The organism is Mesorhizobium sp. M0028 (genome assembly GCF_040323855.1).
Lineage (GTDB): Bacteria > Pseudomonadota > Alphaproteobacteria > Rhizobiales > Rhizobiaceae > Mesorhizobium.
The window spans coordinates 1-17,372 of record NZ_JAMYVG010000001.1; the positions used below are offsets into that span (position 1 = coordinate 1).

Genomic DNA, 17,372 nt, shown 5'->3' on the forward strand with positions numbered 1-17,372 from the left:
TTGACTTCGAGGAGACCGATGCTGGCGAGCGCGTAGAGGAGCCGCGACAGACGATCGGGCTCGACTTTGAGCGCGGCCCCAAGGCTGTCGGCAGTCACCGCGCTGCCGCCGAGCCGGGTGAAGATGCCGAGGTCCAGCCCGGCGCGAAGCGCCAAGGCGGGGGGCACCGCTGCGATCAGGTTGTCGATCCGATCAGAATCCACCATGCCACATTCCCTTCCGCGATCCAGAACCGACTTTGAGCTCAACTTGCTGGTTACACCGCATATGTGACACTTCCGTTCGGCATGTCCGTCCACCAGTTTGGTGACAGACCCTCTCTTTATCGAAGGAGAAACACAAGGCCTTCCACCGGCGCCGGCGACAATGGCCTCTTCCGTTCGAAGGAGATCGAGGCGGCGCTCGCCGGAAGCTTCGTGGCCTCGGCACTGGCCGGCGTTAAAGTCGCGGCGGATAATTTGATGAGCGACATGAATGGTCGGCCGACTACCGCGCCAGTCTCGTGGCTGCCGCCAACGCCTGAGACCACCGACCTCGGTTTTGGGAACGGGGCCTTAACGGCCCTTTTCTGTCCGTCCCGTACTTCGGGCGTGTCGTTATCTCGCACTTGCACAAAGTTCTGGTGCGCTGCAATATAGCTGGAGGAATGCGGCCTCCAGCCCGCCTTTCGCAGAAGGGACCGGCATGACGGACATCTCCGCGGCGCGTCTTGTCGTGTCCAGGCCTGTCGCCGATAGCTCGGCAAGAACCAGGCTTGCCTATCTCGACGGCTGGCGTGGCCTGTCGATCGCGCTGGTGCTGATCGGCCATTTCTTCCCCGTTCCCGGCATCAATCTCGGCGTCCTGGGCGTCGAATTCTTCTTCGTGCTCAGCGGCCGGCTGATGGCCGAGATCCTGTTCGTCGAACACTATCCGCTGAAGAAATTCTTCAAGCGCCGGTTCTCCCGCATCTACCCGGCACTGATGGTTTTCGTCGTCGCCGCGGTGGTTGCCTTGTCCGGCACATTCATCGCCTTCAAGTGGAAGGCGGCGCTGACGGCGCTGACGTTCACTTACAACTACGCCGGAATTCTCGTCACCCGCGCCGGCGCGCTCGACCATATCTGGTCGCTCTGCGTCGAAGAGCACGCCTATGTCATCCTGGCGCTGATCGGCGTCGTCGTCTCGGGGCAGTCCCGGGTCATCGTGCTGCTCGGCGCATTGTCGGTGCTGGCCATGGCAAACGGCGCCATCTCCTACTGGGTGCTCGGAATAGGCTACGAGTCCACCTATTGGCGCACCGACGTGCACATCGCCTCGATCCTGCTGTCAGCGGTGATATGCCTGCTCAAGGCCGACGACAGGCTGCCGGCGCTGCTCAAGGGCCCACATGTCGCCCTGGCGGCCGCTGTCGTGGCGGTTCTAGTGTTCATGGCTGCCGTGCCAACCCCGATCCACTATCTGGTCGCGGTGCCGCTGTTGGCCCTCGCCGTCAACTCGCTCGACTTCAGCAGTTGGTACCTGACCGGGTTTCTATCCTCCCGGCCGATGACGATGCTGGGGCTGTGGTCGTATTCGCTCTATCTTTGGCAGCAGCCCTTTTATCAATTCGTCGACATACAAGGCAGTTCGCCGTGGCTGATGTTGGCGGCGGCGTTCGCTTGCGCTCTGTGCAGCTACTACATCGTCGAAAAGCCGACCCGCTCCTGGCTGAACCGCAATTGGTAGGGCGAGGCGGCTGCCGTTCAGCCGGCGATCCGTCTTAGATAATACCGCACGGCTTTCTTGCCGCCGTGGATTACCGCGTCGCCCACTTCCATGAAGCCGAGTGCCGCGTGGAAGGCGTCCGAAGCCGGATTGGGTGGCTCGGCATTGACCTCGCAAGTGACGATCGCCTGGCCGGCGCGTGACGCCTGCTCGAACAGATCCTCGTACAGCCGGCGGGCATGACCCCGGCCGCGCGCATTGGCGCCGACCACGACGCGATCGACATAGACGAAGCGCGGATAGCGCTCGCGAAACCACAGGAAATTCGGGCTGTCGTAGCTTGCGTCCTGGTCGAAGGTCATGATGAAGGCTTCGAGTGCACCGATACGGCGCGCGTAAAACGCTTCGCCAAGCAGGAAGGAAAGGCGCTCAGGTTCGAGCCATGATAATTCCGCAGCGTGCTCGTTGTTGAGCGCGAGGATTGCGGGCTCATCCCGCGGCAAAACCAGCTCGATCGGCAATCGCGTTTCAATCATTTTCTTTCTTCTGTCTTCCAGGATCATGCCCGGGCAGCGGCGATGGTCGCCGCCACCAGTACCTCGTCGGTCACGGTGTTGCGGTATTCGCGGTCGAGGTCGGTGCCGCCCATACCGACTTTCGGGTTGCGATAGCGCATGGCGCTCGGCACGTCCTTGAGCGCGGCGAAGTGCATTTCGCTCACCCCGGTTTTCCTCCGCACCTCGGCAATGTTCTGCGGGTCAAGCCCGCCGCAGCCGAGGATGATGATGCGGTCGCCAGCCTGCCTGACCAGATCGGCGAGCAGGTCCGCGCCCTCCAGCGCCGTGTCGCGCTGGCCGCTGGTCAGCACACGGCCGACCTTGCAGCGGATCAGCGATTCCAGTGCCTCGGTCGGGTCGCGGGTCATGTCGAAGGCGCGGTGGCAGGTGACGTTCAAGCTCCCCGCTGCCTGCGCCAGTTCGCTCATGCGCTGCTCATCGATCGTGCCGTCGGCAGCGAGGCAGCCGATAACGACACCGGCGACGCCAAGCTCGGCAAGCGCTCGGACATCGGCGAGCATCGAACGATATTCGGCCTCGCTATAGAGAAAATCGCCGCCACGCGGCCGCACGATGACGTGGAACGGGATCGTCGCTAATTCAAGCGCCGTGCGCACGGTGCCGAAGCTCGGCGTGATGCCGCCCTCGACCAGGCTGGCACAGAGCTCGACACGGTCGGCACCGGCGGCTTGCGCGGCCAGCAGGCCGTCTATGCCTTCGACGCAGATCTCGATCAGCGGCAGGCGAGGGCGTTCGGTCTCGGTCATGGGCGATCCGTTGATGATTTCAGCTGGCCAGCGGTAGCATCGGGCACGGTGCCTTGAAAGCCGGAAGTGTGGGCTCAATGTGCTTGCGGGCGCGCCTGCCATTCCGCCGCTTGACACATTCATAACTTAAGCGTTATACGTAACTCATAGCTGATGGGTTATTGGTTCTCATGGAGAGCGCGTTGTTGAATAGCCCAGCCAAACCGCAAACAACGGGTCCCAAGTCATGACTGAAGCAACCACAATCGAAACCAAATCCATTGTCGTCGAGCGTCTGATCCCGCATGCGGCTGAAAAGATATGGCGCGCACTGACCGTGCCGCATCTGGTTGCCGAATGGCTGATGGAGAACGACTTTGCGCCTGAGCAAGGCCATCGCTTTACCTTTCGCGCGACGCCGGTGCCTGGCTGGTCCGGCGTGACGAACTGCGAGGTGCTGAAGATCGAGCCGCCACGCCTGCTCGCCTACAGCTGGGGCGACGGCACCGAATCCGACAGCGGTCTGAAGACCGTGGTGACATGGTCGTTGACGCCCGAAGGTAAAGCGACGCGGGTGCGCATGGAGCATTCCGGGTTCCGGTCCGAGGACGAGCGCGGCTACATCGGCATGGGAAGCGGTTGGCCGCGCATTCTCGAGCGGCTTGAGCGGGTGACTGCCTGGCAAAGCTGAATATCCCGGCGCTCGCCTTGCCGCAACGCGGCGGCCGGCGAACTGACAGAACCAAGAAATATCGAGACCCCGGATGTTCGTCGTCCGGGCTTGAGAAAACACGCCCGAAGGAGACCACTATGCAAGCACGATTGAAAAACCCGGTGATGCTCATTCCTGGCGCTCTGCAGGCGCTGCTCGCGCTGGACAAGTCGACGGAAACGGCCGATCTGTCCTATGTGACGCGCAAGCTCGTCCATTTGCGCGCCAGCCAGATCAACGGATGCAGTGTCTGTATCGATATGCATGCACGCGAATTGAAGAAGGCCGGTGAAAAGGATGAGCGCGTCTTCACCGTGTCGGCCTGGCGGGAAACACCTTACTTCACCGACGCCGAGCGCGCCGCGCTGGCGCTGACCGAGGCGGCGACCCGGTTAGCCGACCGGCCAGACCCGGTGCCGGATGCGGTCTGGGATGAAGCCGCCCGGCACTATGACGAAAAGGCGCTTGCCGCACTGGTCGTCCAGATTGCCCTGATCAATGCGTTCAACCGTCTCAACGCAACCACCAGACAGATGGTCGGCGCCTGGGGCTGAACGGGGCCGGGTTCTCGCAAAGCCACATCAGATCCGCAGCTTGTGAGAATTCGCGCGCACGAAGTCGATGAAGGCCCGCAGCTTCGGCGGTACCAGGCGGCGGCTGGGATAATAGAGGTGGAGCGGCTCGTAAGCGGGACAGAAAGGCTCCAGCACCTTGACCAGCGCGCCTGAGGCAAGAAGCGGCGCGGCGAGCCCCTCGACCGCGAAGGCGAGGCCAAGCCCTTGCGCGGCAGCAGTAATGCACAGCGGAAGCGTGTTCACGACCAGACATGCGTCCGGTGTGAAAGCGACTTCGCGTTCATCCACGGTGAACTCCCAGGGCGAGATCGCGCGGGTGCGGGTGAGGGCGAATGCGATGCAGCGATGGGCGGCGAGGTCGGCCGGCCGCTTCGGCGTGCCGTTGCGCGCCAGATAGTCCGGGCTGCCCACCACGACCATCTGCAGGGGCCCGCCCAGGCGCGCGCCGATCATATCTTTCTCGAGAAGCTCGCCGATGCGCAGGCCGGCATCGAACCCCTCGGCGGCGATGTCGACGAAGCTGTCGTCGAAGATCAGATTGAGCCGCACTTCTGGATAAGCATCCATGAACGGCCGCATCAGTGGCTCGATCAGCAGCGGGGCGGCGATCCAGGGCAGGCTGAGGCGCAGCGTGCCGGCAGGACGATCGCGGGTCTCGCGCAGCGCCGCACCAGCCGCCCGGATATCTTCGGCTGCCGGACGCACATGGTCGAGGTATTGGGCGCCAGCTTCGGTCAAGCCAACGCTGCGGGTCGTCCGGTTGAGCAGCCGCACCCCCAGGCGCTCCTCGAGCCCCTTGACCGCCTCGCTCAATGAGGCCGGAGCGACGCCGAGCTTGGCGGCGGCGCGGGTGAAGCTTTTGGCCTCGGCAACCTTGACGAAGGCGACGATGCCGCTGAATTGGTCGAGGCGCATTGTAAGGATTTTCCAAATAGCCCTGTCGAACTCTACTGGTTTTTTCGGCGAACAAAAGGCGTCATGTTGGGTCCGACGAACGGGCCTCGGTGTTGAGAACGGCTCGAATGGGCAAGGAGACAGGACCGATGACAAGGCTCGCTTTACTCGCCGCCGGCACTCTTCTGGCGGTGTCTGCCGCCCCGGCGCACAGCGGGCCACTGGAAGACCGCAATATCCAGCTCATCAAAGACTATTACGCAGCTTACGCGACCGGCAATCCCGAGGCCGTGCGGCCCTTCCTCGCGCCCGACATCGTGTGGCGCATTCCCGGTCATCATCCGCTCGCCGGCGACAAGCGCGGGCCGGACGAGGTGGTCGCCTTCTTCCGCGGCCTGGCCGATGGCAAGTTCAGGGCCGAGCCGATCTTCTTCCAGGCGCAAGGCGACGTCGTTGTCGACGTCCATCGCGGCTGGTCGAATGTCGGCTCAGGTCCCGAGATCGACCAGTTCTACGCGCTGATGTTCCGCATCAAGGACGGCAAGATCGCCGAGGCACAGAATTTTTTGACCGACATGTACCAGTCGGACGCTTTCTACTGGGCGCATTACCCGCTGAAGCCACTGCCCGGCCGACTGGCTGGCGAGCGCTGAGACGGCGGTCTTTCTCGCAACGCGCCGCGCTTCTCATTCCAAGCCAAAGGAGACTTGCGATGCTTAAAACCCTGACACTTGCTGCAGCAACCGCCGTGGCGCTCGCCGCCTCCAATGCCTTCGCCGCACCGCGCATCGAGCGCGTCGCTTTCGCCTCGAACGGTGAGCAGATCGTCGGCGAGCTCTATCTGCCGGAGGACCTGGACGCGGCGAAACTTCGGCCCGCGCTGGTCGTGACCGGCGCCTGGATGACGGTAAAGGAACAGATGCCGGCCCGCTATGCCCGCGAGATGGCCGACCGCGGTTTCATCGCCTTGACCTTCGATTTTCGCGGCTGGGGCGAAAGCGGCGGCGTGCGCCGCCAGTACGAGGATCCTAACGCCAAGATCGCCGACATCGAAGCGGCGGTCGCCTATCTCGCGACCCGGCCCGAGACCGATCAGGACCGCATCGGCGGGCTCGGCATTTGCGCCAGCTCCGGCTACATGGTCACCGCTGCGGCCGAAAACGTCGCGATCAAGTCGGTCGCCCTCGTTGCGCCCTGGTTGCAGGATGCCGAAGGGGTCGAGCAGACCTATGGCGGCGGGGACGGTGTCGCCAGGCTCGAGGCCGCGAGCGATGCGGCCGAGGCGGAATATCGCCGCACCGGCAAACAGGCATTCCTGCCCGCTGCTAGCTTGACCGACGAGCGCGCGGTCATGTTCAAGGTGCCTTACTACACCGAACCCGATCGCGGCATGCTCCCGGCCTGGCGCAACGAGGCCGATCCCGCCTTCTGGCGCGGCTGGTTGAGGTTCGATGCAATCCAGGCTGCTCCGCGCCTGCACCAGCCTTTTCTGATGGTGCATAGCGAGGCGGCTGCCATTCCGCAGGGCGCGCACAAGTTCTACGCGCGGCTGACCAGTTCCAGGCAGGAGATGTGGCTAGACAATGTCACCCAGTTCGATTTCTACGATCGTGCCGCGCCGGTGAAGGCGGCGAGCGATGCCGTCGCCGCGCACTTCCGCGCAACGCTGGGCGGTGCAGGGGAGGCGGGACAATGAGCCTCGTCACCCGCCGGTATGTCTTGGCCTCGGCGGTTTCAGCCGCGATGATTTCCGCCGTCTCGGCGCCCGCCTCGAGCGCTCCGGGAGATGCGCTGACGGTCGAAGACAGGATCGTGATCGCCGAGGCAGTTGCCGGGATCGGCCTCTATGCCGATCTGCGTGAATGGAACCGGGTCAAATCCTATTTCGCGGCCCGTGTCACGACCGACTATACCAGCCTCTTCGGCGGCGAGGTCACGACCAGCGGCCGCGACTCCCTGATCGCCCAATGGCAAGCGCTGCTGCCGGGCTTCGACGCCACCCAGCACCTCATCACCAACGTCATTGTCGAAGGCGCGGAAAAGCATGCGGTTGCACGCAGCCATGTCCGCGCGACCCACTGGATCGGTTCCCGGTTCTGGACGGTCGGCGGCAGCTATCTACACCGGCTGGTGCGGACGTCGGAAGGTTGGCGCGTCAAGGCAATCTCCATCCGCCGCTTGTACGAAGAGGGAGATCGCGCCCTTTTGACCGCCGCTGCCGACCGGGTGAAGGCGGAGGCCAAATGAGTGTTCGGATTTGCGCATGCCCAGTCGCGCGGCGAGGTTGCTCGGAGCAACGGCAACGTGAATATTGATCGAATGTCGGGGCAGGCTTGGCGCATGCGGCATTAGTGCCGCCAACCGCGGAGACAGGACATGACCCTTTCACTGCAGGAGGTTTCCGATCGGCTTGAGATCGAACAGCTGCTTGCTCGCTATTGCTACGCTGTGGACGATCGCGACTGGGAAGCCTATCGGAAAATATTCACGCCCGACGCCGTGCTTGACGACACTGTAACAGGTGGAATCAGGAGCGGTGTGGATGAGCATGTTGCTTATATGAAAGGCGCCCTATCGAAGATATTGATCTCGCAGCACGCCATTTCAACAATCCTTCTTGATCTCCGAGGGGATGAGGCCAGCGCGCGCGTGCATTGTTCATGCCCGATGGTGGTCGACCTCGGCGAAGGCAAAAGGCAGGTCTTCTTCCAAGGGCTCTGGTATCGCGACCGCGTCATACGCACGTCCGAGGGCTGGCGCATAAGTGAACTTGTCGAGGAAGGCTATTGGAATCACAATTTGCCGGAGGGGTTCACGTTCTGACGTCTGTTACGCGCTGTGCTGGATCCGCCACGGACGCTGTTTTCAGACGTGGCAGCTACTGGCGCAACACGGTGTTCTTGGTGCCTTCTTCGACCTGGTCGATGACCAGCAGCTTGACCGGATCGGCGCCGACATTGGTGGCCTGATGCCACTGCCCGATCATCTCGATGATGAAATCACCTGATTTGTAGGTGTTGCTCTTGCCGGTTTCGACGTTGGTGACCTGAAGCGTGCCGGCCTCGACATAGGCATAGCGCGGAAACGGATGCTTGTGGACCGGCAAAGTGGCGCCCGGCGCGATCTGATAGGCCGAGACCAGGACCTGCACGTTCTTCTGCGGCAGCGTGATCGGCTGGCCGGACGCAGTCTCGGTGCGAGAGGCAAGCGGGGTCACGACAACCGGCGTCCCGCTGGCGTCCAGCGCCTGGGCGTTGTTTGCAAACAGTGCAGCCGCGAGCAGCAGCGTCGGCGCCAAGATTATTCGCATGATTCCCCCCGAGCTGCGTCAGCATTGCGCAGCACGCATTGGCGCGCAAGCTTGTCTGTTGAGGAGCGCCTTATCCAGCTCTTCTAAACATGCCCGGCGTCATGCCATGCATGGCCCGGAACGTACGGGAGAGATGGCTCTGGTCGGCGAAACCTGCCGCGATAGCGGCGTCGGCGAGGCCAAATCCCTGTTCGATCAGCGCGCTCGCCCGGCGCAATCGCCGGTCGCGGATATAGGCCACCGGCGTCAGGCCGATCGCCTTGTTGAAGTCGCGGATGACCTGGAACCGGGTCACGCCACCCGCACCGGCAAGCCGCTTGAGGTCGAGCTGCGAGCCGAGCTCGCTTTCGACAAGGTCGCGATAGAGCGAAAACCTCCGCTGCGATCCGGAGCTTTCGACCTCCTCGGCCTGTCCGCTCGAGTCGCCATGCCGAACGATCAGCCGTCGCAGCGCCACGAGCAGGGACGTCTCGGCCGTCATTGTGTCTGGGGATGTCGAGCCCTGGTGTGCTGCCGTCAACGCTGCGGCGAGATTGTTGTCTTCGATAGTCGCGCGCGAAAACACCGGAGCGCCGTGCCAGCCGAGTTCGCGGGCAAGTGCGGTCATCAGCGGCACCGAGGGATAAAACGTCCGGTAGGCCCAGCCTTCGTCCGCCCCGCGTTCGCCGTCATGCCACTCCTCTGGATTGACGACGGCAATGGCGCCTGCCGGGGCGAGAACGCTTTGACGGCCGATGCGAATCCGCTCGCAGCCGGAGGTGATCAGGGCGATCACATAGGTCGGGTGTGTGTGCAAGTCGTAGCGGTGCCGGGTGAAGCGCGCTTCGAACAGGCCAAGGTCGGGGAAGCACGGATGGCGCCAGTATTTCCCGGTCTCCGCCGCTTGGTTTGTCTTTGCCATAGTCAATCCGGTTCAAGACGCTTTTCGTCGGGCCTTCTATGGCAGCAGGATCAAGCCACGCCGCCCATTGCCGGTGTGAGAGGAGGTATCATGTTGCATAATGACCCCATCGCCGCGCTGACACCAGAGGTCATAGGCTGGCGGCGCCATATCCATGCCAATCCGGAGCTCGGATTCAATGAATACGAAACGGCGCGTTTCGTTGCAGAGAAACTGCGCTCCTTCGGCCTCGACGAGGTGCATGAAGGGATCGGCGGCACCGGGGTCGTCGGTGTCCTGCGCAGCGGTGGCGGCACACGCGCCATCGGCCTTCGCGCCGAGCTCGACGCGCTTCCGGTGCTGGAGAAAACCGGCTTGCTCTATGCTTCGAGGAGAGAGGGCGTGATGCATGCCTGCGGCCATGACGGCCACACCGCCATGCTGCTCGGCGCTGCCAAATTGCTCAGCGAGTCGCGCACCTTCGACGGCACCGTCACTTTCATCTTCCAGCCGGCCGAGGAAAACGAAGGCGGCAGCATGCGCATGATCGAGGACGGCCTGTTCAGGCGCTTTCCGGTCGAGGCGGTCTATGCGGTCCACAACTGGCCGGGCGTCAGGCTGGGGACGATCGCGGCCCGTGCTGGTGCGCAGATGGCGGCCGTCGACAATTTCGAGCTGACTTTCGAGGGTCTTGGCGCGCATGCCGCGATGCCGCAGCTCGGCGATGACCCGATCCTGGCAGCGGGCGCCTTCGTGCAAGCCGTCCAGCGCATCGTCAGCCGCACGGTCGACCCGCAGAGCGCGCTTGTCGTCAGCATCACGCAGATCCATGGCGGCAATGTCGGCAACATCGTGCCGGGCAAGGTCTGGCTGCAAGGCACCTGCCGCTTCTTCGAGCCCGGCCTTTCCAACCACTGCGAGACGCTGATTGGCGAGATCGCACAAGGCATCGCCGCCGCGCATTCGCTCAAGGCAAGGTTCGACTACCGGAAGGGCTATCCGCCACTGATCAACACCGCGGACGCGACGGCCCGCGCCGTCGAGGCGGCGGCATCCGTCGTCGGCCGGGAGAATGTCATGACCGAGTTCAGTCTCAGTCTCGGCTGCGAGGATTTCGCTTTCATGATCCGTGAGGCGAGCGGCTGCTATGCGTGGATCGGTGCCGGCGAGGTCGGCCCGGGCGAAGGCCTGCACGGCGACCGCTACGTCTTCAACGACGAGATCGTGCCGACGGTGATGCGCTACTACGTCAACCTCGTCGAGCAGACGCTTGCCGGCAAAGTATCTGAGCTGAAATGAAGACGTCGGTCTGGGGGCCGCAGGTATTTCCCAAGTCTCGGCAAGCTTTGCAGAGGAGATAATCGACTACGTCAGAGACCCGCTATCGCAGGGCAATAGCGGGCCTAGTCCTTCTACAGCAGTTTTTCCGGCGTGATCGGCAGCTCCCGGATCCGCTTGCCTGTAGCGTCGAAGACGGCATTGGCAACCGCTGCGGCAACGCCGGTGGCGCCGAGCTCGCCGATGCCCTTGCCGCCAATCGGGCTGGCATGCTCGTCCACCTCGTCGACGAAGTGGATAATGATGTCGCCGGGAATGTCGGCGTTGACCGGAATGGCAACCCCTGAAAGGTTCTTCGACAGGAACCGCCCGAGCACCGGTTCGTGCCTGCTCTGCTCCATCGCCGCCATGCCCCAGCCCCAGATGATGCCGCCCGTCATCTGGCTGCGTGCGGTGCGGGGATTGACGATGCGGCCGGCGCTGTAGCTGCCGACGGCGCGACGAAGCCTGAGCAGGCCGAGCCCCGGATCGACGCCGACCTCCATGAAAATCGCGCCGAAAGTGCGCATGGCGAGGCCTTTGCCATGCTGCGCCGGATCGAACGAGCCGGAGCCGATGATCTCGCCGATGTCGGTATGACTCATCACGTCGGCGATCGTCTGACCGCCGGCAGCGCCTTTGCGGCGAATATGGCCGTCTTGCATCTCGACCTCGTCGGGCGGCAGATTGGCAAGACGGGCAAGCTGCGAACGTGCATCTTCGGCGGCTGCAAGCACCGCCGCGCCCACCCCCATGGTCGACGATGAGCCATAGGTCGGACCCGCCTCCGGCAGCTGTGTATCGCCCATTTCCAACTCGATCCTCTCCATCGGCAGGCCCAGGACATCGGCTGCGATCTGCGGAAAGATGGTGAGTGTTCCGGTCCCTATATCCTGGGTGCCGGTGCGGATGAGCACCGTGCCGTCCCTGTGCAACCTGACCTCGGCTGCAGGCGTCGGGTTGCGGAAACAGCCCATGCTGCAGGTCGCCATGCCGTAGCCGATCAGCCAATCGCCATCGCGTTGCGGCTTGCGCGGGCGCTCGCGCCAGCCGAACAGGCGGGCGCCTTCCTCATAGGCCTCGCGCAGCTGCTTCGACGACCAGGGCTGGCCGGTGGCCGGATCCGTGTCCGCATGGTTGATCAGACGCAGGTCGAGCGGATCGATGCCGAGACGGTGGGCGAGCTCGTCCATCGCGCTTTCGAGGGCCCAGGTGCCGGGACCCTCGACCGGCGCGCGCAGCGCCGTCGGCATGGCGACGTTCGCGCGCTCGACGCGCTGGCTGAGACGCATGGCCGGCGTGGCGTAGAGACCCTTCGAGGCTTCGGTGGCGAACTCGACGAAATCGTCGGTGACGGTGGTCAGGTTGACCACGTCCTGTTGCACGGCGGTCAGCTTGCCCGACTTGTCCGCCGCCAGCACGATCTTCTGTGCCATGCGCGGCTGATAGCCGAGACAGGAATAGGCATTGGCGCGGCTGAGCGCCAGCCTGACCGGGCGCTGCATGATGCGCGCCGCGGCGGCGGCCAGCACCTGATGCGGCCAGATCCAGCCCTTGCCGCCGAAGCCGCCGCCGGTATGGCGGGAAATCACGCGGACCTTCTCGGCCGGGACATTCATGCGGGCCGCAACCACCTGGCGGACACCGTAGACGTGCTGCGTGGCGTCGTGCAGCGTCAGCTCTCCGTCGTTCCACTCGGCGAGCGTCGCCGAGGGCTCCATGGCGTTGTGATGGCGCGACGGCTGCAGGTAGACGGCTTCGACCATGGCGGCTGCGTTGCTAAGCCCGCGGTCGACCTCGCCCTTCGTAAACGTCGGCTCCAGGAACAGAAAGCCGCTCTCCCTCGGCACGACCGCAGCCTTGTCGATTGCGGTCCATTCGGGTGGTGCCGGCAATTCCGGCTCGGCGAACTCGTAGCGCAACGAGACGCGGCGGGCGCCGGCTTCCGCCGCCTCCAGTGTCTCGCCCAGCACAATTGCAAGCGGCTGGCCCTCGTGACGTATCTCGTCGTTCTGCATGGGCATGAAGCTCTGCGCCGCCGGCGGACCTTCGGCGTGCTGCGTCTGCGTATCCGGCTCGGCCCTTGGCGATGCGAACCGGCCGAATTTGGGCATGTCCTCATGCGTGAGCACGCGCACGACGCCTTCCTCGGCGAGCGCGTCGTCGACCATGATCGACGTCACGCGGCCGGCGGGAACGGGCGCGGTCACCAGCACTGCATAGAGCAGGTCGGGGGCAAAATAGTCGGCCGCATAGCGGGCGCGGCCGGTAACCTTGACGCCGCCGTCAGGGCGGGCAACAGGCTGGCTGATCATCATGACGGCACCCTCGCTGCTCTTTCGATCGCCCGCAAAGCGGCGGTCTTGGCCAGTTCGATCTTGTAGGCGTTCTGCGACAAGGGACGCGCTTCGGCGAAGGATTGCTCGATAGCGGTGCTCAATGCCTCGCGATCGCCGATTTCGGCACCGGCGAGCTGGTCCTCGGCGGCGCTCAGCCGCCAGGGCCGCAGCGCGACGGACCCCAGCGCCACGGCAGCCCGACGGATGGTTTGGCCGTCCATCTCCAGCACTACGGCGGCGGAGACGATGGCATATTCGTAGGATTCGCGCTCGCGCACCTTGAGGTAAGCCGATCGCGGCGCCGGTGCCGGCAGCTCGATTGCCGTGATCAGATCGCCTTGCTGCAACACATTGTCTGCCTCGGGCCGCGTGTCGGGAAGCAGGTGGAATTCGGCTGCCGGAATGCGCCGGCCGCCGCTGCGGTGCGCGGTGACGATGACTGCATCAAGTGCTGCCAGTGCCACCGCCGGGTCGGATGGCTGGGTGGCGATGCAATCCTCGGTCCAGCCGAATATCGCGTGATTGTCGTTGATGCCATGCAATGCCGAGCAACCGGAGCCGAGCCGACGTTTGTTGCACGGCAACTGCTCTTCGGCACGGAAATAGGCACAGCGCGTCTTCTGCAGCAGATTGCCGCCTATCGTTGCGAGGTTTCTCAGTTGCGGCGACGCCGCGTTGAGGATCGCCTGGCTCAACACCGGATAGTCGCGCATGACCAACTCGTGCTGCGCGACGTCGTTGAGATGCGTCAGCGCGCCGATCCTCAAGCCGCCGCCGGGCAGTGCCTCGATCTGATCCAGCCAGTCGAGGCGGGAGATATCGATGATCCGCGCCGGCCCGGCAATGCCAAGGCGCAGCCAGTTGAGCAATTCGGTGCCGCCGGCGAGAAAAGCGCTGTCCGGCGCCGCTCCGGCCGCGATCGTTTCGCCCAGGCTATCGGCGCGCGCATAGACGAATGGGGTCATTGGCTCGCCCTCCCAGCCGCTGCGCGCACCGCCTCGACGATTTGCGGATAGGCCGAGCAGCGGCACAGATTGCCGCTCATCCATTCGCGGATCTCGGCGTCGGAGCCGGTATGTCCCTCCTCGATCAGCGCCGCCGCCGACATCACCTGCCCGGGCGTGCAGAATCCGCACTGGAAACCATCATGATCGATGAACGCCTGCTGCACGGGATGAAGCGCATCGCCGTCCGCCAGGCCCTCGATCGTCGTGACCTCGCGTCCCTCGGCGGACACGGCCAGTATCATGCAGGCATTCACACGCCGTCCGTCGAGATGCACGGTGCAGGCGCCGCACTCGCCGAAATTGCATCCCTTTTTCGTTCCGGTCAGATGAAGCCGCTCGCGCAACAGGTCGAGCAGCGTGACGCGGGGATCGAGATCGGAAAGGCTGTGGTCCTCGCCGTTCACCCGCAACCGCAGTAGGTGCCGATCGTGGAAGTCCATTGGGGGTACCTCGAAGCACATGCCGTCCTAGTCGCAGGGACTCGTCCAGCAATCAGCCGCCCACCTGTCGAGGCGAAATAGGGCGGTCGATTTCGGGGGAAAGGCACTGCCGGTCACGGAAGGCGAAAAACGTTTGGGACCCCGCACGGGATGGGCTGAGAATGCCACGCCGCAAAAAGTGCACCGTCACCGTAGTTCAATACCGGCGCTCGCCTTCGTGGCCGCCTGTGTATCCTGCTGGCCACCTGTGCTGCATTCAAGTTAGCGAAACACGCAATCAACGAGCTAAAAGATAGATATGATGCCAGGGTTAACCGTTTCGTAGCCTAGGCGCGGCTCAGACTTGTTTTTGGGGATTGCGCCGGAGACAGTTCCGGTTGAACGGTAATCCACTTCTGTCTCCCTCTTTTTCTTGATCGTGCCTGACAAATCGGCACAAGGTGGCGTTATTCCTTTTCTGGCTACCACCTTTTTCTCGTGCGCAACGGCGGCGGTGGATCCGGCAATCACAATTGCCGCGCACACGATGGCCAATCTCATCGAATTTCCTCCCCAAGCGCCGGCCTAAGCCGCGGTAGATCTACCGACACTGGGGCCGAAGCTCAGGTCGGCATCTTGGCCGAAGCGCATTATCGCCGAGCCGATTGGCTCTGGCGCGTTATCAGCCTCTTTCAGGTAAAGCGTCTTCCTTCATTTGAGTGAAATCGAGCGATGGTTTCCCTTCGAACGCAGAATTACGGTGACAGTGCACTTTCGCTATGTTGGCCCGCTGCGGGCCTCAGCTGGATTAACCAGCTTCCTGGGCGGAGCATGGGCCTGCTCAATTGTGTTTTGACTATTTGGCTGCACGGGCGCGTAAAATATCCGGTTCGCCCAGTTGTGGGCGGACTAACTCAGGGAGGATAATGTTATGAAGATGAATCGACGTAATGCTCTCGCCCTTGGTGCCACCTCGTTGTCGACCCCGCTATTGGTTGCATTGCCGACTCCGGCAGCGGCCAAGACCTACGGTCCGACTGATGGCAAAGAGATTTTTCCCGGCGTTCGGCTCGTCGAACTGGGAACACGAGACTCCCATATCAAGGGGTACAAGAAAATCGCGATGGAAGACGTCGTGTATCAGCCAAAGGGATCTAGCCCGCTGGGGGATGTCATGGCCGACGACATGGTCTGCACGGTCACTGAAGGCGAGCTGCAGGTTACGGCCGGGGATATGCAGTTCACAGCCAAGGAAGGCGATGTATGGAGCTGCGGTAAGGGTAGCACGAAGGAGGCTGCTACGAACAACGGGACAGTGGTCGCCGTGATGCGGGTGATTAACCTCAAGGCTGAATAAAGCCAAGTTGGCGATCGTGGGCGCAATCCGCGCCCGGGTGGAATCTTGCGGGTTAGCGATCTAACCGGCCAGCGCCATTCCAGTGCCAACGCCGATGGCAGAGGCCCATTAGAAGCTTCCCGGCCAGATCGATGGCCAAGACGCGGATGGCTCCCCAAACGTCTGCACGGGGGCCTTATCGCGCTGGCAAGATCGTCAAACGTCGTTTCCATTCCTGGAGTCTAGATCGACACCGGGAATCTCTGAATTCCCCTGTTTGTTGTCCGCTAATTCAGCATGTCAAAGCAGCGGCTTCTTGCGCTTCGGCGGCCTGTACTTCTCGACCAGCCTGACCTTATCAATATCGTAAGCATCATTCGAACGAACACTTTTCGTCTACGAGGAGGGAAGGGAATGCGGTCGGTGGCGCTCTCAATACCTACACATAGCCGGCCGTCAGCAGTGGTGACGATGGCACAGTTCGCGGAGCCGGTTGCCGTTAAAAAATGTCGCGTTCGCGGAAGATATTTCGGATAACGCACCCACCTAGAAAGCACGGCAACTGCTTTCCTTGTGCCTCGCATAAGGCCTCAGCTGGGTTAACCAGCTCCCTGCGCGTCATTTGCCGATATAGGCGGCCAGCTCGTCAGGCGTCCCCATGGGAAAGGCCTGTTTCAGATGGTCGAGGAATGCGGAGACGCGGGCGCTCAGCAGCCGCCGAGAGGGATAGAGCGTCCACAGGGCGATGTCGGGTCGATCGAGATCCCCCCAATGTACCAGTGTTCCGTCCGCCAGATCATGGCTCACCAGCGACACAGGTAGGCGCGCCGCGCCGACGCCCGCTCGTACCGCATCCCGGACCATGATGAGTGACGACAGCGCAAGGACCGGCTCGATCGCGATTGTTGACCGGCCAGTGGGCGTCTTCACGTCCCAAGCCCCTCGATCGGCTGTCGAACGCATGACGGCCGGGGTCGCCAGACCGTCCGCCGGCCGGGCGAGGTGAGGACTTGCCACGACCACCAGTCGATCACGCAGAAAGGCTCGCCCAACGAGGCTCTCATCCGGATCCGGATTGACCCGGATCACCAGGTCAAATCCCTCTTCGATCATGTCGACGGCGCGGTCTTCGGTCGTGACCTCGAGCCTTACCTCCGGGTATTTCAGGGCGAAGCCGGCAGCGATCTTCCCCATCGCGGTCTGTGAGAACAGCACTGGGGCGCTGATCCGCAACCTGCCTCGCGGCCTTTCGCCGCCTGAGGCGATCGCGGCCGCTGTCTCTTCGAGCTCGGAAAGCAACCGGCCCGTGCGCTCGAAAAGCGCACGTCCTTCTTCCGTCAGCTTCAACGCGCGGGCGCCACGCTCGAACAGCCGTAGATCCAGACTGGCCTCCAGCTCCGCCACGCGTCGGGACAAGGTTGCCTTCGGGCGCCCGGCAGCGCGGGCGGCCTTACCGAAGCCCCCGTGGCGGGCGACCAGATTGAAATCGGCAAGGGCAAGTAGATCCATATGTTCCACCAATGAGACGGCGTGTCCAAATATAACGCCTACCGACACAAATGTGGATCACTAATTTCTGAGCAGCCATCCGGCT

The 17,372-nt window shown here is 63.2% G+C and carries 20 protein-coding genes; 9 read left to right on the plus strand and 11 right to left on the minus strand.

Annotated elements, in window-relative coordinates:
- On the minus strand, positions 1–206 hold a 206-nt coding region (locus tag NKJ93_RS00005), incomplete at its 3' end, for a methyltransferase family protein (RefSeq protein WP_502904369.1).
- A 478-nt stretch (positions 207–684) separates the two neighbouring features.
- On the opposite strand from NKJ93_RS00005, the gene NKJ93_RS00015 reads away from it, so the two are divergent.
- Positions 685–1,707 (plus strand): acyltransferase family protein, encoded by a 1,023-nt coding sequence (locus NKJ93_RS00015; RefSeq protein ID WP_023720021.1) that lies wholly within the window; start codon positions 685–687, stop codon positions 1,705–1,707.
- A gap of 17 nt (positions 1,708–1,724) precedes the next feature.
- On the opposite strand, the gene NKJ93_RS00020 is transcribed toward NKJ93_RS00015, so the two are convergent.
- Together NKJ93_RS00020 and NKJ93_RS00025 are read right to left on the minus strand one after the other, a co-directional pair.
- Complete coding sequence (locus NKJ93_RS00020; protein WP_023720022.1) at positions 1,725–2,222, minus strand: GNAT family N-acetyltransferase; 498 nt, start codon at positions 2,220–2,222, stop codon at positions 1,725–1,727.
- Positions 2,223–2,245: 23 nt separating this feature from the next.
- A complete protein-coding gene (locus NKJ93_RS00025; protein WP_023720023.1) occupies positions 2,246–3,010 on the minus strand; it encodes a copper homeostasis protein CutC in 765 nt (254 codons plus the stop codon).
- A gap of 226 nt (positions 3,011–3,236) precedes the next feature.
- Between NKJ93_RS00025 and NKJ93_RS00030 the strand changes: the two genes are divergently transcribed.
- Together NKJ93_RS00030 and NKJ93_RS00035 are read left to right on the plus strand one after the other, a co-directional pair.
- A complete protein-coding gene (locus NKJ93_RS00030) occupies positions 3,237–3,680 on the plus strand; it encodes an SRPBCC family protein (RefSeq protein WP_023720024.1) in 444 nt (147 codons plus the stop codon).
- 119 nt (positions 3,681–3,799) lie between these two features.
- Positions 3,800–4,255 (plus strand): carboxymuconolactone decarboxylase family protein, encoded by a 456-nt coding sequence (locus NKJ93_RS00035; protein WP_023720025.1) that lies wholly within the window; start codon positions 3,800–3,802, stop codon positions 4,253–4,255.
- A 27-nt stretch (positions 4,256–4,282) separates the two neighbouring features.
- Here NKJ93_RS00035 and NKJ93_RS00040 read toward each other — a convergent pair whose 3' ends face one another.
- Positions 4,283–5,191 (minus strand): LysR family transcriptional regulator, encoded by a 909-nt coding sequence (locus tag NKJ93_RS00040; RefSeq protein WP_352586907.1) that lies wholly within the window; start codon positions 5,189–5,191, stop codon positions 4,283–4,285.
- A gap of 128 nt (positions 5,192–5,319) precedes the next feature.
- Between NKJ93_RS00040 and NKJ93_RS00045 the strand changes: the two genes are divergently transcribed.
- From NKJ93_RS00045 to NKJ93_RS00060, 4 genes are all read left to right on the plus strand, one after another.
- Complete coding sequence (locus tag NKJ93_RS00045; RefSeq protein ID WP_352495404.1) at positions 5,320–5,823, plus strand: nuclear transport factor 2 family protein; 504 nt, start codon at positions 5,320–5,322, stop codon at positions 5,821–5,823.
- A gap of 59 nt (positions 5,824–5,882) precedes the next feature.
- A complete protein-coding gene (locus NKJ93_RS00050; protein WP_023720027.1) occupies positions 5,883–6,866 on the plus strand; it encodes an alpha/beta hydrolase in 984 nt (327 codons plus the stop codon).
- Positions 6,863–7,417 carry a nuclear transport factor 2 family protein gene (locus tag NKJ93_RS00055; RefSeq protein ID WP_352586910.1) on the plus strand — a complete coding sequence of 185 codons (555 nt, stop codon included), beginning with the start codon at positions 6,863–6,865 and terminating at the stop codon, positions 7,415–7,417. Before NKJ93_RS00050 ends, NKJ93_RS00055 begins: the two co-directional genes overlap by 4 nt.
- Before the next feature lie 129 nt (positions 7,418–7,546).
- Positions 7,547–7,993 (plus strand): nuclear transport factor 2 family protein, encoded by a 447-nt coding sequence (locus tag NKJ93_RS00060; protein ID WP_023720029.1) that lies wholly within the window; start codon positions 7,547–7,549, stop codon positions 7,991–7,993.
- A 55-nt stretch (positions 7,994–8,048) separates the two neighbouring features.
- Here the strand turns inward: NKJ93_RS00060 and NKJ93_RS00065 are convergent, their stop codons facing one another.
- Positions 8,049–8,480, minus strand: a complete 432-nt coding sequence (locus NKJ93_RS00065) for a cupin domain-containing protein (protein WP_023720030.1) — start codon at positions 8,478–8,480, stop codon at positions 8,049–8,051.
- Positions 8,481–8,550: 70 nt separating this feature from the next.
- Positions 8,551–9,381: an AraC family transcriptional regulator gene (locus NKJ93_RS00070; protein ID WP_352484227.1), complete on the minus strand. Its 831-nt coding sequence runs from the start codon at positions 9,379–9,381 to the stop codon at positions 8,551–8,553.
- A gap of 90 nt (positions 9,382–9,471) precedes the next feature.
- Between NKJ93_RS00070 and NKJ93_RS00075 the strand changes: the two genes are divergently transcribed.
- Positions 9,472–10,659, plus strand: a complete 1,188-nt coding sequence (locus tag NKJ93_RS00075) for an amidohydrolase (protein ID WP_352586913.1) — start codon at positions 9,472–9,474, stop codon at positions 10,657–10,659.
- A gap of 113 nt (positions 10,660–10,772) precedes the next feature.
- Here NKJ93_RS00075 and NKJ93_RS00080 read toward each other — a convergent pair whose 3' ends face one another.
- The 4 genes from NKJ93_RS00080 to NKJ93_RS00095 all read right to left on the minus strand — a co-directional run bounded on the left by NKJ93_RS00080 (position 10,773) and on the right by NKJ93_RS00095 (position 15,003).
- Positions 10,773–12,995, minus strand: coding sequence for a xanthine dehydrogenase family protein molybdopterin-binding subunit (locus NKJ93_RS00080; RefSeq protein WP_352586916.1), 2,223 nt, complete (start codon positions 12,993–12,995; stop codon positions 10,773–10,775).
- Positions 12,992–13,981, minus strand: coding sequence for an FAD binding domain-containing protein (locus tag NKJ93_RS00085; RefSeq protein WP_352495400.1), 990 nt, complete (start codon positions 13,979–13,981; stop codon positions 12,992–12,994). The genes NKJ93_RS00080 and NKJ93_RS00085 overlap by 4 nt, the downstream gene beginning before the upstream one ends.
- Positions 13,978–14,463: a (2Fe-2S)-binding protein gene (locus NKJ93_RS00090; RefSeq protein ID WP_031194306.1), complete on the minus strand. Its 486-nt coding sequence runs from the start codon at positions 14,461–14,463 to the stop codon at positions 13,978–13,980. Before NKJ93_RS00090 ends, NKJ93_RS00085 begins: the two co-directional genes overlap by 4 nt.
- A gap of 285 nt (positions 14,464–14,748) precedes the next feature.
- Positions 14,749–15,003 (minus strand): hypothetical protein, encoded by a 255-nt coding sequence (locus NKJ93_RS00095; RefSeq protein WP_352495399.1) that lies wholly within the window; start codon positions 15,001–15,003, stop codon positions 14,749–14,751.
- A gap of 370 nt (positions 15,004–15,373) precedes the next feature.
- Here NKJ93_RS00095 and NKJ93_RS00100 point away from each other — a divergent pair, with 370 nt between their 5' ends.
- Positions 15,374–15,799, plus strand: a complete 426-nt coding sequence (locus tag NKJ93_RS00100) for a hypothetical protein (RefSeq protein WP_023720037.1) — start codon at positions 15,374–15,376, stop codon at positions 15,797–15,799.
- Positions 15,800–16,396: 597 nt separating this feature from the next.
- Here NKJ93_RS00100 and NKJ93_RS00105 read toward each other — a convergent pair.
- On the minus strand, positions 16,397–17,287 hold the full coding sequence (locus tag NKJ93_RS00105; protein ID WP_023720038.1) for a LysR family transcriptional regulator: 891 nt from the start codon (positions 17,285–17,287) through the stop codon (positions 16,397–16,399).
- Between the last annotated feature and the right edge of the window lie 85 nt (positions 17,288–17,372).

What these genes read in the sequence shown, in the direction of transcription:
- NKJ93_RS00050 (WP_023720027.1), top strand. Translation starts at nt 5,883, where the DNA reads ATGCTTAAAACCCTGACACTTGCTGCAGCAACCGCCGTGGCGCTCGCC.
- NKJ93_RS00020 (WP_023720022.1), bottom strand. Translation starts at nt 2,222, where the DNA reads ATGATTGAAACGCGATTGCCGATCGAGCTGGTTTTGCCGCGGGATGAG.
- NKJ93_RS00100 (WP_023720037.1), top strand. Translation starts at nt 15,374, where the DNA reads ATGAAGATGAATCGACGTAATGCTCTCGCCCTTGGTGCCACCTCGTTG.
- NKJ93_RS00045 (WP_352495404.1), top strand. Translation starts at nt 5,320, where the DNA reads ATGACAAGGCTCGCTTTACTCGCCGCCGGCACTCTTCTGGCGGTGTCT.
- NKJ93_RS00015 (WP_023720021.1), top strand. Translation starts at nt 685, where the DNA reads ATGACGGACATCTCCGCGGCGCGTCTTGTCGTGTCCAGGCCTGTCGCC.
- NKJ93_RS00075 (WP_352586913.1), top strand. Translation starts at nt 9,472, where the DNA reads ATGTTGCATAATGACCCCATCGCCGCGCTGACACCAGAGGTCATAGGC.
- NKJ93_RS00085 (WP_352495400.1), bottom strand. Translation starts at nt 13,981, where the DNA reads ATGACCCCATTCGTCTATGCGCGCGCCGATAGCCTGGGCGAAACGATC.
- NKJ93_RS00035 (WP_023720025.1), top strand. Translation starts at nt 3,800, where the DNA reads ATGCAAGCACGATTGAAAAACCCGGTGATGCTCATTCCTGGCGCTCTG.
- NKJ93_RS00060 (WP_023720029.1), top strand. Translation starts at nt 7,547, where the DNA reads ATGACCCTTTCACTGCAGGAGGTTTCCGATCGGCTTGAGATCGAACAG.
- NKJ93_RS00105 (WP_023720038.1), bottom strand. Translation starts at nt 17,287, where the DNA reads ATGGATCTACTTGCCCTTGCCGATTTCAATCTGGTCGCCCGCCACGGG.
- NKJ93_RS00030 (WP_023720024.1), top strand. Translation starts at nt 3,237, where the DNA reads ATGACTGAAGCAACCACAATCGAAACCAAATCCATTGTCGTCGAGCGT.
- NKJ93_RS00070 (WP_352484227.1), bottom strand. Translation starts at nt 9,381, where the DNA reads ATGGCAAAGACAAACCAAGCGGCGGAGACCGGGAAATACTGGCGCCAT.
- NKJ93_RS00040 (WP_352586907.1), bottom strand. Translation starts at nt 5,191, where the DNA reads ATGCGCCTCGACCAATTCAGCGGCATCGTCGCCTTCGTCAAGGTTGCC.
- NKJ93_RS00055 (WP_352586910.1), top strand. Translation starts at nt 6,863, where the DNA reads ATGAGCCTCGTCACCCGCCGGTATGTCTTGGCCTCGGCGGTTTCAGCC.
- NKJ93_RS00025 (WP_023720023.1), bottom strand. Translation starts at nt 3,010, where the DNA reads ATGACCGAGACCGAACGCCCTCGCCTGCCGCTGATCGAGATCTGCGTC.
- NKJ93_RS00090 (WP_031194306.1), bottom strand. Translation starts at nt 14,463, where the DNA reads ATGGACTTCCACGATCGGCACCTACTGCGGTTGCGGGTGAACGGCGAG.
- NKJ93_RS00095 (WP_352495399.1), bottom strand. Translation starts at nt 15,003, where the DNA reads ATGAGATTGGCCATCGTGTGCGCGGCAATTGTGATTGCCGGATCCACC.
- NKJ93_RS00080 (WP_352586916.1), bottom strand. Translation starts at nt 12,995, where the DNA reads ATGATGATCAGCCAGCCTGTTGCCCGCCCTGACGGCGGCGTCAAGGTT.
- NKJ93_RS00065 (WP_023720030.1), bottom strand. Translation starts at nt 8,480, where the DNA reads ATGCGAATAATCTTGGCGCCGACGCTGCTGCTCGCGGCTGCACTGTTT.